Raw genomic sequence first — 16,866 nt, 5'->3', positions numbered from 1 at the left:
AAAGCCCCTTTATTCATTTGTTAATCATAAATGCGCTGTTTGATGGGTAAAGTAAAATAAAAAGTGGCTCCCTCGCCGAGTTTACTTTCCATGCCGTACCGACCTTGATGCTGTCTAATAATTTCAGCGGAGATATAAAGCCCCAAACCTAATCCTTGAAAGCGAACAGATGTTTCCTCGACCCGATAAAACTTATCAAAGATGGGGGGTTGATTTTTTGCAGGTACACCTATTCCAAAATCTTGTACACTTACTTTCACTTCTTGATCATTCATTTCGGTATGGATGATAATTCGATCCGAATCGGGCCCATATTTGATTGCATTGGTCACAAAATTGACCAGTACCTGTTCGATGCGCAACTCGTCGCCCAATATTAAGCGATCTAATCGAGTACCTACGCGTTCGATATGCATCATCTTACTATCATCAGTCTGGCGCATGGTTTCAATGACAGCATCTATTAAAATATCAAGATCAAATAACTGATGATTGATTTTTAATTTGCCATTATCAATTTTTGAAATATCGAGTAAATCTGCAACCAGTGTACTCAATTTATCCAATTGCCCTTGGACACGATCCATATATTTCTGTACTTTTACATTTTGTTCTCCACGCAAAGCACGATCTAACAATTGAACATATCCACGCATACTAGTCAGTGGTGTTTTTAGTTCGTGTGATGCAATACTGATAAATTCATCCTTCTTTTGTTCAATCTGTTTTTGATCATCTATATCCGTAAAAGTACCTACCCAGTGGGCAATCACATGATTTTCTTCAATGGGGACAATCCGCAATAAGTGATAACGATAAAGTTCAGAATTCAACGGTTTTATTCTTACTTCCATTTCCACAGCTTTACCCTTTTTAATATGCGCGTTTACAACATCCATAATAACGGGGTCATCAGGATGGCATTCTGGAAATTGATTTTCGGATGCTGAAAATAGAAACCAATTATTATTTACAAAATCAATTTTACCTTTTGGATCCACAGAGAAAGCGATTTGAGGAAGAGACTCTAATATTAAGCGTAGATGATTTGCTTTTTCTAACAAGGAGGATTGCGCCCGTTTACGTCGCTCAATTTCGCTCAGTAAATCATGCTGTACAGCATTTAAAGCCAAATTTTGTTCATAAAAACGGTAAAAATTCCTGACTTTAAGCAATAAAATCTCCATATCTACAGGCTTTGTGACATAATCTATCCCTCCAGAAGCATAGCCTTGTTCAATAAATCGCCTATCGTGATTTGCTGCGGACAAAAAAATAATGGAAATATCTTTAGTTTTACTGTAATTTGCTAAATACTTTGCAACTTCAAAGCCGTCCATATCGGGCATTTGAACATCTAAAATAATAAGTGCATATCGGTTTTTGAATGCTTTTTTTAAAGCTTCTTCTCCGGAAAATGCCGTGTCCACACTAAAACCTCTAGACTCTAACAGTTGTTGCAGGGAATAGATATTCTCAGGTTTATCATCAACGATTAAAATCATATTTTCAACTTAATTTGCTAATTATAATTATTTCATACGGAATAGTAAACAAAAAACAATTGGTACTAAAATAATTTTTGTAGATGTCCCTTATCTAAAATCAAAAATCAATCCAAAATAACAACTCCAGTCATAAAGATTTAAAATGTAAAAAATATACATTTCATTTCAAGAAAATAAATCTGATAGATTGAAATCAACTCTAGATTTTATTGCCTAATTTTACACTAATAAATTTAGTAAAACAATATGAAACGTTCGGGAACAGCTGATTTACCGCTACATTATGGGAAAGTACCAGCTTGGCTCTATGAACGTATGTCAGCCTTGGGGCTTTCTATTGTAGAGGCCATTTTAGCAGACTATGGTCAAGATGAGGTATTGCGCCGCTTATCAGATCCTTTTTGGTTTCAAAGTTTTGGTGCTGTATTGGGTATGGATTGGCATTCGTCTGGAATCACCACATCCGTCATGGGGGCTTTAAAACGTGCTATTAACCCACAATCGGCGTCTTTAGGGCTATATATATGCGGTGGTAAAGGAAAGTTTTCCAGAGAAACACCTGCAGAATTATTAAGGATAGCAGACCAAACAGGCCTTGCTGGGGACGCACTGGTACGTGCGAGCAAACTGACTGCAAAAGTGGATAATACGGCTATCCAAGATGGATACCAACTTTATCTTCATAATTTCATTGTTTCTGACCAAGGCAATTGGACTGTTGTACAGCAGGGTATGCATGAAAATGATGGGACAGCAAGACGTTACCATTGGCATTCTCAGCATTTAAAATCTTTTATAGATGAACCGCATACGGGCATAAGTGGCATCTCTCAGGGACAGATATTAAACCTAACAGCAGCAGCAGCAACACCAAATAGACAGGGAATTTTGGCTATTGCTAAAAATGATCCCGCTCGGATCATACAAGAATTTGCACATCTTGTGATGCCTAAAAGGCATGATATCCGCGCATCTGATGTGGATTTAAAAAGACTCGGGGCATTATTATATGTGACACGCGAATTGCAGACCAATAGTTTTGAAGAATTATTACTGCTCAAAGGAGTCGGTCCTCGCACCATGCAATCTCTTGCGTTAGTGAGTGAAGTCATTCATGGTGGTCCATCCCGATTTAAAGATCCTGCGCGGTTTTCATTTGCTCATGGTGGTAAAGATGGTCATCCTTTTCCTGTACCTTTAATGATTTATGATGATAGTATTATGGTACTTAGAAAAGGAATAGAAAAATCAAAATTGGGAAATCTGGATAAACTAAAAACAATCAATAAATTACATCAGATCGTATTACAGGCTGAGGCAAATTTCACTCCACAGTTTGACATACAAGAAATATTGGAACAAGAGCGTAGAGATTCATGGAAGTATAATGGTCAAACCGTAATGGGAAAAGCAAAAAAGCCCAATTCAGATCGTTCCGGAATTCAATTATCGATGTTTTAATAGTATATGTCGTTAATTAACATATATCGTGTATTTAGCTCATAACAATATCAAATCAAACGCTCAATGAAATGCTTTTACATGTTTTTAATGGAGCACTATGAAGCTGTTATGATACAGTAGATACACAGTATTGGAAGTAGATGATTCTTATAAATGCTATAATTACAGGTATTTTTAGAATAAAAACTGAGTAATAAATTCTAATATATTTTAAAATCTGCTTCCTTGATCGAATAATAAATCACATCAGCGCAGAACACTTGGTCTTTGGTTATTTAAAAATAAAGGAAAACTCCCCTATTTCAATCCATTTTTTAATCTTTTATTCCTAAATTTAGGATTGACAACTTACACCTACAGACCGACAAACATGTGCAACAAGGATAAACATTTAATTTTAAGCTACTCCTATGACCAGAAATGATATTGACTTTGGAACAATGGCTATTCATCAGGAACATACGGATGGTCATCATGCCCATTTAGCACCTATATATGCAAGTTCTACATTCACCTTTGATAGCGTGGAGCAAGGAATGCGCAGATTTTCTGGAGAAGATGCGGGATATATTTACTCTCGATTTGGCAATCCAACGACTGATGCGACAGCTCAAGCTATAGCTGACCTGGAAACCTGGCATATCCTAAACCCTGATGGAAGCCCTTTGCGTGCCCGTGCTTTATTAACATCAAGTGGACAATCTGCCATGTCAACGCTATTTATCTCCTGCCTTAATGCTGGAGATGGGATATTGGCCACCCCATCTTTATATGGTGGAACCCATGAGTTCATCACCAAAATGCTTCCTAAATTTGGTATTAAAGCTTTTTTTTCGGATATGACTGATGCGGACGAATTGGAAAAGATTTTAAAAGATAAACCAGAAATTAAGCTGATTCACTTTGAATCTCCCGCAAATCCAACCATGCAGTGTATTGATATAAAACTGGTGGTGGAACTGGGAAAAAAATATAACAAATTGATTTCTGTTGATAATACCTTTTCTACTCCTTATCTCCAGCAACCTTTTAAATACGGTGTAGATTATGTGTTTCATTCCACAACAAAATTTTTGAATGGACATGGTAATGCCATAGGTGGAGTATTAGTAGGACGGGATCTAACAGCTATGGAAACGTATGTACATCAGACACATAAATTATTAGGTGTCAACAGTAACCCATTTGATGCTTTTCTTGTTTTACAGGGAATCAAAACTTTACCCTTACGGATGGAACAACATTGCCGCAATGCCATGGATGTAGCCATGTTTCTAGACCAGCATCCTCAGATAGCGCAGGTACATTACAATGGACTCCCCACCCATCCGGATTATGAGATTAGTAAAAAACAGATGCGACATGCCGGATCTGTCATGAGCATAGAGCTTAAAGATGGGTATGACAAAGCTATTGATTTTGTAAACAAACTTCAGATATGCACACGTGCCGTTTCAATCGGAACTGTCGATACATTAGTCTCCCACCCTGCTTCTATGTCCCATGCCGGAATACCTAGAGAGATTCGTTTAAAAACAGGTATTACCGATGGTCTTATTCGCATTAGTGTGGGGCTCGAATCAATTGATGATTTAATCTCAGATTTGGAGCAAGCTCTCGGGTAACTATAAATAAAAAATAACTGTACAGATCAGTAGATGCCCCAGAATAATTTTGGGGCATTGTACTTTTTATTCCTTCTCATGTTCGCGAATTCTTTACTTTTTTTTCTCTTCGGGAGGGAAGAAGAATGATCTTGGACTTATTTTAAAATAAATCCAAACCGCTTTTGCCATTTTAATCAATTCTCCAAAGGACAGGTTCCGAGATCGAAATGCGAGTGTCAGTGATAGTGAGAAACTAACTAGAAAATTAAAAAAACCAATAATCCCTATACCAAGAATACCCCATATCCACATTTCCGTACTGAGGTAACGATCATGACCAAACCAGCCCAGAGCTAAATTTCCACTTGCGAAGGTGATGTGCCTAATGTCCAAATTTAACCCTAAAAACATACCTACTGAGGCTGTTGTCCCCATAAAAACACCAAACCAAATATTAGAGACTATTCCAGCCCATTTTTTTTCATAAAAACGCGCAACTTTCGCTGTTTTTTCTTTACCAAATACTTTTTTTAATACAGGTTGTTCCTCTATTCGATAATACACCGAATTATGTTTGTCTCTATTGGATATACTACCGGCAATGATTCCTGAAAGAAACAAAAAGACTCCTGCAATGCAAGCATGCAATATCATTGGCGTTTCTGTAGGATTCAATTCGTTGACCAATTTTAGCCACTTATTTGCTGCCGGATTGAAGTGGAAAACTTCCTGAATACCCCATACCAATAGTAAGCTGACAGGAAAAGCCATGATGACATTACCGACAAATGCGATAAATTGTGATCGAAACAATCGGGCAAAGAAAATGGCAAAATTCCAATACTTATGTCGAGTTTGATCCTGCCCTGATGCACCATTTTGTATAGCAGCAACTAATGCTGATGCAGTCATAGCAGGTTGTTTAGTTGCTAATGTTGCTCCAAAAAGATAAATAGCGGTAAACCCTATGGCATAATTCATACTGTAAAGTAAAGCGTGTCCAAATTCACTAGTGTCAACTTTTCCTAAGAACAATTTAATTATACACATCACGCCCACGATGATCCCGCCTCCACAAGCTGAACGAAACATACGCCAATATTCTTTCTTACTTGAGGTAATATAATGTTCTCCAGTTTGTGCAGTATGATGTGTAATTTCATAAGCTAACAATTGGGTGCTTTGCCCCACCAGTTTCCGAATATTGCTCTTACGACAATTATAATCAATCAATGTCTGTGCAAAGGCTATTGTTTTAGTCATCTTTTCTTGAGCCTCATTAATGACCAAAAAAGATAAAATTGTTTTGATTCTTTCCAATTGCTGCCTGATTCGCAATAAAGATTGATTGACTTTGATCGAGATACCAAAGCGATGCGAATTGGAAAATGCGGTATCAATATAATTTTCACATTGCTTATGCAACACCAATATTTGTTTATAGGCAAGATCATCGGAAGTCATAAACTGCATATGGTCACCTAAGAAACGATCGTTCAACTCATTGAACTCCCGCATAATGGCAATAAATGGACTATCAAAATTTTGAAACTCGGGAACCATCTTGCTCACATCGGTTTCCATAGCTCTTCCTGTAATCCGCTGCACCAGTACCTCTAATCCATACAAAATTTCTTTAATTTCAAAATTATGCTCACTTTCGTAAAGTGAGTTGAATTGACAGATCACATATAATTCATGCTGCTGTTTTGCAGGGATCGCTGCAACCCAATCGGCATCCTTAGAATGATAAAAAATTTGATTGAGTACATATTGTAAAGTTGATTTTGGAGGTTGTGATGGCAAATACTTTTCCGTAAATCTTTTTTTAATCTCATACCTAAAATCAGCATAACTAATAATACCCGTATCTGTAATCAATTGGTCAAAATCTTTCTGATCTAAAACTCGATGCATATATTTAACAAATAGATCTCTATGCTCGTTAGATTCTTTTAAATAATCCAATAAGGGACGGATATCAACTTGATAATATAATGATTTTCGTTTTGGTCTGAATATGGCAATTAAGTAGGACAAGAAATCCAATTCAATATAGGATGGATCACTTAGTTGAATATAGAATTTTTCGAACAAGTACTTGACTTGTTGATTGGTACTTAACTTTTCTCTCATGCGGAATGGCTTCAAATTGCTTGATCGCAACATTACTTTTTTGATTATTTAATCTATCAGCCCATGATAGCAAAACAATCATACTCGATCATGTATTGAACATTTTGCTTCTGGATGCTATGAAATTTCGAAAATAATAAAACAAAATAGAGTATCTCGCAAATTCTTATACTTTCAGTTTGACATTTCTTCAATGATAATGCCAATCTAAGGATATGCATTGGAATGAAAAGATTTAAACACACTTTAACTCATTCATTTTACCACCGAAATAACTCGCATGCATGATAAAAATAGTTAAAATCTGTTAAAATCAATATACATATGCAACAATACGATATCAGAAAGCGTTTAGTAAGTATTCATAATTTAGGTTAATAATTGGTTAGTTAAAAACGCCTGAGGTTCCCCACTTCAGGCGTTTTTTATGAAAAAAGAATTGACATTGATCATTTTTGATTCAAAATAAAGACGAAGATGGAACAACCGTTAAAATCTGTTAAAATCAATATACATACGCAACAATAATATGCCACAGCGCGTTTAATAAGTATTCATAATTTAGGTTAATAATTGGTTAGTTAAAACGCCTGAAGTTCCCCGCTTCAGGCGTTTTTTATGACAAAAGAATTGACATTCAATCTGATTACTCACATAAATAAGATTACTCAAGATTAAGATATGCTAAAAGGGTATAGCTTACCTGACTTTCGACTGAAATTATTTATATTGCACGTAAATATTATCCATTTAAATACTATCTGATTTCTTTGTATTAATAAAGTATAGATTATGAACCACCATCATTCGCTTAAATTACGTATTTTCGTTCTTTTTTTCTTAGGATTATTTCTTTTGACCAGCAAACAAGCTGCTGCTGCAAATAACACAGATCAACCCATGTTTTGGACTTGGTTAGATTATAGACCTACCAGTAATTTTGATTCACTCTGTCGTGAAATGCAGTATCTGGGTATCGATGGGGTCATGCTCAATGCTCCTACACCTGATGATTATAGGGTTGCCATTCCGATCGCGCATAAATACGGGATTAAAGTAGTCGCTTGGTTGTGGACTTTAAATCTGGAACATGATCGGGAGCAGATTTTAAAGGAGCATCCAGAGTGGTTTAGTGTCAATCGAAATGGGAAAAGTTTAGCTGATACGACCGCATATGTAGGTTATTATAAATTTTTATCTCCTGTTCTTCCTGAAGTCAAGAATTACATCAAAGAGAAAATTCAATCATATTGTGATGTAGAGGGGTTGGATGGAATTTCTATCGACTATAACCGCTACGTCGATGTTGTACTTCCTACTACACTTTGGCCTAAATATCATATTGTTCAAGATCGCGAATATGCCGCTTGGGATTATGGTTATCACCCGGTAGCAATCCAAAAGTTCAAAGATCAATTCGGTTATGATCCACGTGAACAAAAAGATCCCGCTAGCGATCTCAAATGGAGACAGTTTCGCTGTGATCAAATTACAGATGTAGCTAATATGATCGCAGATGTGGTGCATGCTAGTGGTAAAGTAATGGCCGCATCCCCCTTTCCAACACCAAAAATGGCTTCCCGAATGGTAAGACAAGATTGGGGAAAATGGAAATTGGATATGGTATTTCCCATGGTATACAGCAATTTCTATACAGAAGATCCAAGTTTCATAAGAGATTGTACGATCGAAAATGTACATGATAAAAATAAGATGACCACTTTATACTGCGGACTGATGGCGAGTGATAGCGATGTCATGTTTACAGAAATGGATGAGGCGTTGAATCATGGAGCACAAGGGATAGCCATATTTACCGTGAATAGTATCCGTGACCCTAAAATTAAAGAGAAATTTAAAAATTATACTGCACAAGCAAAGGCTAAAAAACTAGCTAATAATGGCGTAATGCCTATCGTTGGTAAAAACCGAGTCGAACGTGATCCATTCAAAAAGGAAGGGATTATGAATTTAATTACGGCTAAAATACAGCAACTGGTATCTGGATCAGAAACAAGCAGCAATTTACCTGCGGTGAAATTATCAAGTTTCAAAAAAGTGGCATCTTATGATGTAACGGAACGTTATTTGGTTTCCGATAAATGGAGTAATAAAAAATTTCACGTTACTTTCTATTTTTATGGGGGAATATTGTCTGGATGGAATGTAGACGTTGCAACCTAATTACATCACATTAAACTAATTACAGTTACAGTATCAATCCTCTCATACTTTTTTAATGATCATAAAAAAGAGGGTCACCTGACATATGGGTGTACCCTCTTTTTTTAACTTAGATGATAGCTTTGATTTTTAAACTCCATAGAAGTATAATACTTATACTTTTCATTATCAAGGGGATAATCCCAACAACCCATACGATGAAAAATTTGACCACCAAATCCTGTTTTGAACCGATAGAGTCCATATAGCGGGTGTGATGCATCTGCTTGGGGTGCTACTCCAAAGAAATCATATTCGGTACAGCCTTTTTCTTTAGCCATTTGCATGGCACGCCATTGTAAAGCATAAGTAGCCATATAATTTCTGTTTTCTGTAGCTGAAGCTCCGTATAAATACGTTCCTCGATTCGCCGATACGACCAAAAACATCGCCGCTAGCGGTTTATCTTCTATCTCTGCGACTAATAAATAGACATCTGCTGGTGATAGCGTATCATTAGCTCGTGCAGAAAGTACTACTCTGAAATAGCTGATATCGTGCAGAAAGAAATGATTCCGTGCAGCAGTTTGTCGATATAGATCATACCAAATTGCCAAACTATCGAGACCAAGTGAACGAATTTTGACTCCTTTTCTTTTGGATAGATTGACATTATAGCGTGTCTTGGTTTTCATAGCAGCTAAAAGGGTATCATCATCTTTCTTCAAATCCATAAAAATGGTATTTGAGGGTAAAATATCTGTATTCGATTTTCTTAAATTCCAGTTAGTTGTATTGAAATTAAAACGGATTTCCTGAATTTTTTTGTCTGGAACTCCTAACCAATTGCCATTAATATCATAACAGTCATCTTCTTTTGCCCAATGTGACTCCCAAGATAAATCATACCGGATCATGATACAGTTTTTGGGTAAACAAGATCTTAAGCTTTCAGATAATTGTTCTAAAAAATAGCCTTGATTTTCTACTGATGGCTCCACTTCTGGTCCATAGGGAACATAAGCAATACTATGATCTTGATCTAAAGTCTGAATCAAAATCAACAGATCTCCGATAAAATAAGTGGTGTCTTCTGAATCTACATAGAGATCGGCTATTTTGGTTTTAAAATTAAACGCTTTCGACGTTACTCCTTGCAATCTTTTCACTTCAGACCAATAGGCTGTTTGTTGAATAATTGATGTTTGATAAATTTGTTTAATTTCTTTGTCTTCTATTTCGGCAATCATGGCTTTTTTAATATGAAATCAATGGGTATTGAAATTTGAATATAAGGTTTCAAATTTCAATGCCAAAAACGACAAACATAACCATAAAGATTAATCTCACCAAGTTGATTTGTCAGGTACTTGTTAAAAAGCATTCTTTAGCCGTTACAAACAGAACTTAATCTTCTCTCTGCTTTAAAAAGGACAAGAAAATTTCTTGAAAATATGATATTTTAATATTGTCAAGCCATAAAATATGGGTATGGTGAGAAGTATTTTTTGTTTTAAATACGATATCATTTAAATAAATCCAATAATTCAGCGGTACTGACTTTGCCAAAATAAGCCGTTATATCTTGCTGACACAATAGCGTTGCAAGGTGAGCAATGTCGTGCTTCTGACCGATGAGTAAGGATTCTAGTTCCTCAATCGGTTTTGAAGCAAAGAAATCTCCAAATATTTTTGCTTTTTCAATATATCCCTTATGTACATCTAAATGGATTTCAATAAATCCTGCTGGTATTTTTAGTGCTTTTTTAAAATTATATTGGGGTGAAAATCCAAAGTTCCACTCCCAGGTACTGTACTTTTCTGCTACCAATTTTTCAATACCGATGACATCATCGTCTGTAAATGAATGGCGGACTGCTTGGGGATTATTTTCCATCATTTCAGCGATCAACAACTCTTTGAAAGATAATGCTGTAATTTCTGCAGGAAGATATTCACTCAGGTTGATCACTCGGGCACGATTTGACTTCACCGCCTTATCCACAAATTTTAAAGGATTAACTTTTAAAGCATCCCCAAGAACCTCCATCTGAGAATTGATTAGAAGTGTACCATGTTGGATCATCTTTCCATTTTTGGCAAGTTTTGCATTTCCACTGAATTTCTTTCCCTCTACTAACAGATCGTTTCGACCTTCTAATTTTGCTGGGATACCCATATGATTTAACAGGGATATGACGGGCTGTGTAAAAGTTGAAAAATCCATAAAATCATTTGTACCTAAAAGGGTATGAAATGAGAAGTTTAAATTTCCAAGATCATGATAAACCGCTCCTCCACCAGACATGCGCCGAACGACCTTTATTCCTTGACTTTGAACATAATCTAAGTTAATTTCCGCTAATGTATTTTGAAATTTACCGATAATAATAGAAGGTGCATTGATATATAATAAAAAAATATCTGCTTCCGGATATTTATTCAACAAATATTCTTCCGATGCTATATTAAAATAAGCGTTGTTGGAGGGGGATTCAATGATCAGCATAAACTAGAATTTACACAAAAATAACAAGTTTTTAATAGAAAAGCGAGGCATTATCGGGATCATAACACTAATTCTAAATTGGTTTTATAAAAGTCGTATGGTTATCATAAGAATGGAGCGCTTGCAACAACTAATTGTGGATAATAACTGGTGTAAAATAGAAAATCATATTTAACATTTTTTACTTAGGATATATAGATAGGAATAAAATACATCATCCCTGCATGTAAACCGGAATTGTCTTCTATTTATAGAAAAACATCGAATGTACATGTGTGTACAACAAAAAAATCATGCTCTCCTTTTATAATGTAATAAATGCATACAAATATCTTCTTATGGATCAATTCTATTATATTGCGTATCTAAGCAAATTTATATAAGTTTACAAGAGCAGAGTTGTTACACTTAACACATTAGACATGGACTGTACCATCTGAATGCTCAGGTGATTATAGTTAGTTAAAATCAAATTAAGCTAAATAAATAACTTAAATTTCAATAGAATTCAATTTTATAGCGCATATTAAAAACACAAGGGATGCCAGAAGAAACAGAAAAAAAAATAGCGATCTTGATTGATGCTGATAATATCTCTTATAAAAAAATAGAGGAGATATTGAATGAAGTAAAACGATATGGAATCCCTACGATCAAGCGTATCTACGGTGACTGGACTAGTCCTTATGTAGAAAATTGGAAAGATAGCCTCTTAACACATGCGATCACACCCATTCAACAATACAGCTATACTCAGGGTAAAAATTCAACAGATTCGGCTTTAATCATCGATGCGATGGATATTTTACACTCGGATCGTGTAGATGGATTTTGTATTGTCTCCAGTGACAGCGATTTTACCCGTCTAGCTACCAGGCTTCGCGAATCAGGTAAACTAGTAATTGGTATAGGAGAACGTAAAACTCCGAAACCTTTTATTTCTTCTTGTGATAAATTTATTTATGTCGAAATCTTAGAGAAGGAGGTTTCTAAAAAAGCTGTAAAAAAGAAAAATAATAATTCCAGTTCCACTCCCAACCCTGTTGTTGACAGAAATCAAATTTCTGCCTTGGATGAAGAGACACTTGAGCTACTAAAAGATACCGTAGATGATACTGCAGATGAAAGTGGATGGGCATTTTTAGGTGAAATAGGCAGCTTATTTAATAAAAGAAAACCAGATTTTGATGCTAGAAACTACGGCTATGAAAAAATCTCCCACCTTTTTAAGGCTTATAAAGAAGATTTTGAAATTGAAGAGCGTAATACAGAGAAATCTCGAATAAAAAATTATTACATCAGAAATATCATTAATAAACCCGTACAAACAAATCCTGCTCTGACGACAACAGGAAGTACAACCATTAGTCAAACAACTCCAATAAATAATACTGCTCATCATTCAAAACCAAACACAACTGCTTCTCAAGCTGCAAATTCAGCTACGCAACAAGCAAAATCTATAACGCAGTCGGTATCTGCTCCTACAGAGCGGAAAAACATAACACCAAAACAAGGAAAATCAAAGGGAAAGCCAAAAAATACAAATCCTACTGTAACGATATCCGAAACCAATACAGCTAACCAACAGGCAAAAGTCATATTTGCTACTGAATCGGCTGATACGGAACGATCAAATACAAATTCTAATCAAACAAAACTCCACCCACCTTCACAATCTGAGCATACAGCAACGACTTCCTTAAGTTCAGCGACGTCTTCCCTTTCTAAAGTAAAAACGCATATCACAGAGTTGGAACATGCAATTATTCCTTCGAAAGGAAACCAAATTACAGCAGAAGATGTAACTAAAAATCAAATCAGAATTACGAAAGATCTTAAACCTTTATTTCCAAATAAAACTAAAAAGATTAGAATACTGATTAAAAATGAATACGAGTGTGCTTTTTCTTACAGAAGAGATCGTTCTCATGTCCTGAGTTTGGGACAACATGCTGCAGAAGAACTTGAACTTGAGGCTGGCACATCAGTTAAGTTGGTAAAATTGGGAGACAACTCCTATCAATTAGACAAAATAAGCAAAGAAAGTAACTAAAATTACTATAAGTTTTGTAATTTTATTAACGCAATACCATAAAATAACGATAAGTTTATTTCTTGGCACAACATTTGAAATAACTTTTATTCATAATTTAGATTAATAATTGGTTAGAAAATGCCTGAAGTTCCCAGCTTTAGGCATTTTCATTAGTACCACTTTTTAATCTGCACATATGAAAATATTTACCCCTCTTTTGATATAACAGTGAAATTAAACTGTAATTTTTAAAATAGAAATCCTTAAAATAGGGTAATAGTTATTTTAAACCCAAAACAATGGAAATCAATCTTGCATTTTTATTGTTATATCCTATATCATGAACATTATGAATAATCAACCTCAAAAGAAAACAAGTGATCATTTGGCCAATGAACGTACATTCTTAGCATGGATACGTACCAGTATAGGAATTATGGGATTTGGTTTTGTAGTGGTAAAATTTTCATTATTTGTCAAACAAGTGAGTTTAATTTTACATAACCAACAGCATACTATACAAAAAGGTTACTCCGCCGCAATCGGTGTCACATTAGTAGCACTTGGCGCTATGACAGCACTATTTGCCTATCTCAATTATAAAAAAGTTGAAAAAGAGATTGATAAAGATACTTATGGAAGCTCTAATCCCCTCATTGTGTTCGCTACTTTTGGTCTTATTTTAGTTAGTGCACTATTGATATGGTACCTTATTGATAGTATTTGAAACTAAAAAATCTCATTTACCTATCTCATAAACAGCATCTAACAATCTATCTGGAATATTCATTTAAAAAAAGTGTAACGAAAGGAGAAGTGCTCGTACTTACTAATCAAATAACAAAAAGGAAATTCATTTTTTAAGCATGATATGTTCAAAATGTTGTTCATTTCAATTAAAATCTTTGTAGTAATATCATATGTTAACAGATTATTCTAGCGAAAAAACATTTCTGAATCTGATGGAGGCTCACAAAGGTATCCTACATAAGGTAGCTCGATTATATATGGACAGTCCAGAAGACCGAGAAGATTTACAACAGGAAATCATGATCCAATTGTGGAAATCTTATCAAAACTTTAAAGGAGATAGTGCTTTTTCTTCATGGATGTATCGAGTAGCAATCAATACGGCTATTTCTTATTTTAAAAAGGAAAAACGAAGAAGTGATGTTTATGATTACTCTAGTGCAAAAGAACCTGAAAATGAAGATTACAATCCAGAAAAGGATCGACAACTGGAGATATTTTATCTTGCTGTGCAACAACTAAATTCCGTAGAAAAAGCTTTGATATTTTACTTCATGGAAGGACTATCGCATCGTGAAACGGGATTTCAGCTCGGTATAAGTGAAGGAAATGTACGTGTAAAACTCAATAGAACTAAAGAAAAATTACAACAAATCATAAAAAAAACAGGTTATGAATCTTGATAAATTAAAATCGGCGTGGAATAATGAAAACACGGACGATGTCCATATTCCATCACAAATAAAACAACTTAGACAAGCTAAACACCCCTTGGATAAACTCAAGCAAAACATGAATAAGGAATGGTATATACAGATTGTGACTATCCTATTTTTGGGATTTTTCCCACAACTGTTCCCTATCCACCCTTCATTGCATGTCATTTATTATGCTTCTTATACCTTACTGGTTGTTATTTCAGCATATTATTTGAACTTGTTTCGATTATTTTATAACAGGATTAATCACTACACTGCTGATACGAAAGATAGCTTGACCGAAATATACTATGATTTTAAATTAAATATAGAACGCTATCACGCTTTTGGTTTTCTTTTACTTCCTACTGCGCTAATTGTGATTACGTTATATGCATATAATACTTTATTAGAAAAAGGAAAAGATTTCTCATCTTTATCATCTGAATTCAGATTAACACTTATTGTACTCACGCTAGTGGTTAGTTTAAGTTTTATCCTATCCATTCTTGCTTGGACACGATATTACTACGGTCCTTATGTCAACCAATTGAAAAAAGTATTGGACGAGCTAAAAGCTGAAGAACTGAAGTTGGAACAAGAAATAAAAAACGGTTTAAAAGAAGAGGATCTAAAGACTGGAGAATAAGAAATATTATCATCGCTATAAAAAGCATTTGCAGATCTTTACTGCAAATGCTTTTTCATATATCCATCCTAGGGGATGATTAAACCAATTGCTTTAGCGCAATTTCATATGCTTTTGATGATAGATGTGTTTTGGAATCGGATACTGCTCTAATTTGATCTATTGCTTGTCCGATGATACGTGATACATCTGAAAATAATGCATCATCACTGATTTCTACATTGGGTTGCATGAGGTATGCAAAAACACGTGCCATACCACAATTTGCTATAAAATCGGGTATTACGGATACTTGTGTATCGGCATATTCCATGACAGGTCCATAAAATATTTCACGATCTGAAAAAGGCACATTGGCACCTGAAGCAATCAGCTCAAGTCCATGTGTGACCAATTCACCTACCTGTTCCTTAGAAACTAAACGTGAGGCTGCAGCAGGAATAAAAATGGAGGCTCCCATATGCCAAATCTCCTTGTTCACTTCTTCAAAAGAAAGTAAATCAGGAGTGGACAATTCGTTTCCTTTACGATTGAGAAACAGCGTTGTGATTTCTCCTTCGGTAAAACCTAAAGGATTAATCAATCCGCCAGCACGGTCTATAATACCGACAATCTTTACCCCTATCTTACTGAGATAAAATGCTGCTGCTGCAGCAACATTGCCCCAACCTTGAATGATAGCACTCTTACCCGCACAATTACTCTCATAGCATCTGTAGAAATGTTTAACAGCTTCTGCCACCCCATAACCTGTAATCATATCCGCTATCTTATATTTTCGTTTCAGATCGGGACTATATGCTGGGTCTTCCAAAACTTTAGAAACGCCATAGCGAAGTTGCCCAATCTGGTGGATGCGCTCATTTTCACGTACATTGAAATGACCATTCAACACACCTTCTTGTGGATGCCAAAGACCATATTGCTCTGTTAAAGGTATGACATCGTGAATTTCATCGACATTGAGGTCTCCACCTGTACCGTAATAATTCTTAAGTAAGGGAGTCACGACTTTAAACCACCTATCCAGTACACCTCTTTTTCGAGGATCCGATGGATCAAAATTAATTCCTGATTTGGCTCCACCGATAGGCGGTCCAGAAACGGTGAATTTTACTTCCATGGTTTTGGCTAATGATTCAACTTCATTTTTATCCAATCCCAACCGCATCCGAGTCCCTCCTCCAGCTGCTCCACCTCGTAAAGAATTAATGACTACCCATCCTTCTGCCTCAGTTTCTGTATCTTTCCATTCAAAAATGATCTCCGGCCTTTTCTGTTCAAAAGCTTGCAGCAGCTCTTTCATATTTTCCATAGTATGTAGATTCTTTTTTAGCTTATTTA

Annotated in this window: 12 protein-coding genes; 7 read left to right on the top strand and 5 right to left on the bottom strand. The window is 35.5% G+C overall.

The window, feature by feature from the left end; translation table 11 throughout:
• Positions 1-20 precede the first annotated feature (20 nt).
• Complete coding sequence (locus C8N37_RS09485) at positions 21-1,505, bottom strand: ATP-binding response regulator (RefSeq protein ID WP_108158689.1); 1,485 nt, start codon at positions 1,503-1,505, stop codon at positions 21-23.
• Between the two features lie 249 nt (positions 1,506-1,754).
• Here C8N37_RS09485 and C8N37_RS09480 point away from each other — a divergent pair, with 249 nt between their 5' ends.
• A complete protein-coding gene (locus C8N37_RS09480) occupies positions 1,755-2,969 on the top strand; it encodes a DUF763 domain-containing protein (protein ID WP_108158688.1) in 1,215 nt (404 codons plus the stop codon).
• A 413-nt stretch (positions 2,970-3,382) separates the two neighbouring features.
• Complete coding sequence (locus C8N37_RS09475) at positions 3,383-4,597, top strand: trans-sulfuration enzyme family protein (RefSeq protein WP_108158687.1); 1,215 nt, start codon at positions 3,383-3,385, stop codon at positions 4,595-4,597.
• Between the two features lie 93 nt (positions 4,598-4,690).
• Here the strand turns inward: C8N37_RS09475 and C8N37_RS09470 are convergent, their stop codons facing one another.
• A complete protein-coding gene (locus C8N37_RS09470) occupies positions 4,691-6,715 on the bottom strand; it encodes a hypothetical protein (protein WP_211322221.1) in 2,025 nt (674 codons plus the stop codon).
• A 792-nt stretch (positions 6,716-7,507) separates the two neighbouring features.
• Here C8N37_RS09470 and C8N37_RS09465 point away from each other — a divergent pair.
• Entirely contained in the window at positions 7,508-8,899 is a 1,392-nt protein-coding gene (locus C8N37_RS09465; protein WP_108158686.1) for a family 10 glycosylhydrolase, read from the top strand.
• Positions 8,900-9,003: 104 nt separating this feature from the next.
• Here the strand turns inward: C8N37_RS09465 and C8N37_RS09460 are convergent, their stop codons facing one another.
• Both C8N37_RS09460 and C8N37_RS09455 read right to left on the bottom strand, forming a co-directional pair.
• Positions 9,004-10,128, bottom strand: coding sequence for a lipid II:glycine glycyltransferase FemX (locus tag C8N37_RS09460; protein ID WP_108158685.1), 1,125 nt, complete (start codon positions 10,126-10,128; stop codon positions 9,004-9,006).
• 275 nt (positions 10,129-10,403) lie between these two features.
• The gene (locus tag C8N37_RS09455) at positions 10,404-11,387 is read right to left on the bottom strand and encodes a lipoate--protein ligase (protein ID WP_108158684.1); all 984 of its coding nucleotides are present in this window, start codon (positions 11,385-11,387) and stop codon (positions 10,404-10,406) included.
• 541 nt (positions 11,388-11,928) lie between these two features.
• Here C8N37_RS09455 and C8N37_RS09450 point away from each other — a divergent pair.
• The 4 genes from C8N37_RS09450 (at position 11,929) to C8N37_RS09435 (ending at position 15,522) form a co-directional block, all read left to right on the top strand.
• Positions 11,929-13,443, top strand: coding sequence for an NYN domain-containing protein (locus C8N37_RS09450; protein WP_108158683.1), 1,515 nt, complete (start codon positions 11,929-11,931; stop codon positions 13,441-13,443).
• A gap of 331 nt (positions 13,444-13,774) precedes the next feature.
• Positions 13,775-14,152, top strand: a complete 378-nt coding sequence (locus C8N37_RS09445; RefSeq protein ID WP_108158682.1) for a YidH family protein — start codon at positions 13,775-13,777, stop codon at positions 14,150-14,152.
• A 193-nt stretch (positions 14,153-14,345) separates the two neighbouring features.
• Positions 14,346-14,858: an RNA polymerase sigma factor gene (locus C8N37_RS09440; protein ID WP_108158681.1), complete on the top strand. Its 513-nt coding sequence runs from the start codon at positions 14,346-14,348 to the stop codon at positions 14,856-14,858.
• Positions 14,848-15,522, top strand: a complete 675-nt coding sequence (locus C8N37_RS09435) for a hypothetical protein (protein ID WP_108158680.1) — start codon at positions 14,848-14,850, stop codon at positions 15,520-15,522. Before C8N37_RS09440 ends, C8N37_RS09435 begins: the two co-directional genes overlap by 11 nt.
• A 79-nt stretch (positions 15,523-15,601) precedes the next feature.
• On the opposite strand, the gene C8N37_RS09430 is transcribed toward C8N37_RS09435, so the two are convergent.
• Positions 15,602-16,837: a Glu/Leu/Phe/Val dehydrogenase dimerization domain-containing protein gene (locus C8N37_RS09430; RefSeq protein WP_244914383.1), complete on the bottom strand. Its 1,236-nt coding sequence runs from the start codon at positions 16,835-16,837 to the stop codon at positions 15,602-15,604.
• Positions 16,838-16,866: the final 29 nt, after the last annotated feature.

It is taken from the genome of Sphingobacterium faecium (assembly GCF_003054045.1).
In the GTDB taxonomy this organism is placed as follows: Bacteria; Bacteroidota; Bacteroidia; order Sphingobacteriales; family Sphingobacteriaceae; genus Sphingobacterium; species Sphingobacterium faecium.
The sequence above is the reverse complement of the archived record's forward strand: the minus strand, read 5'-3'. Positions and strand labels throughout refer to the sequence as shown.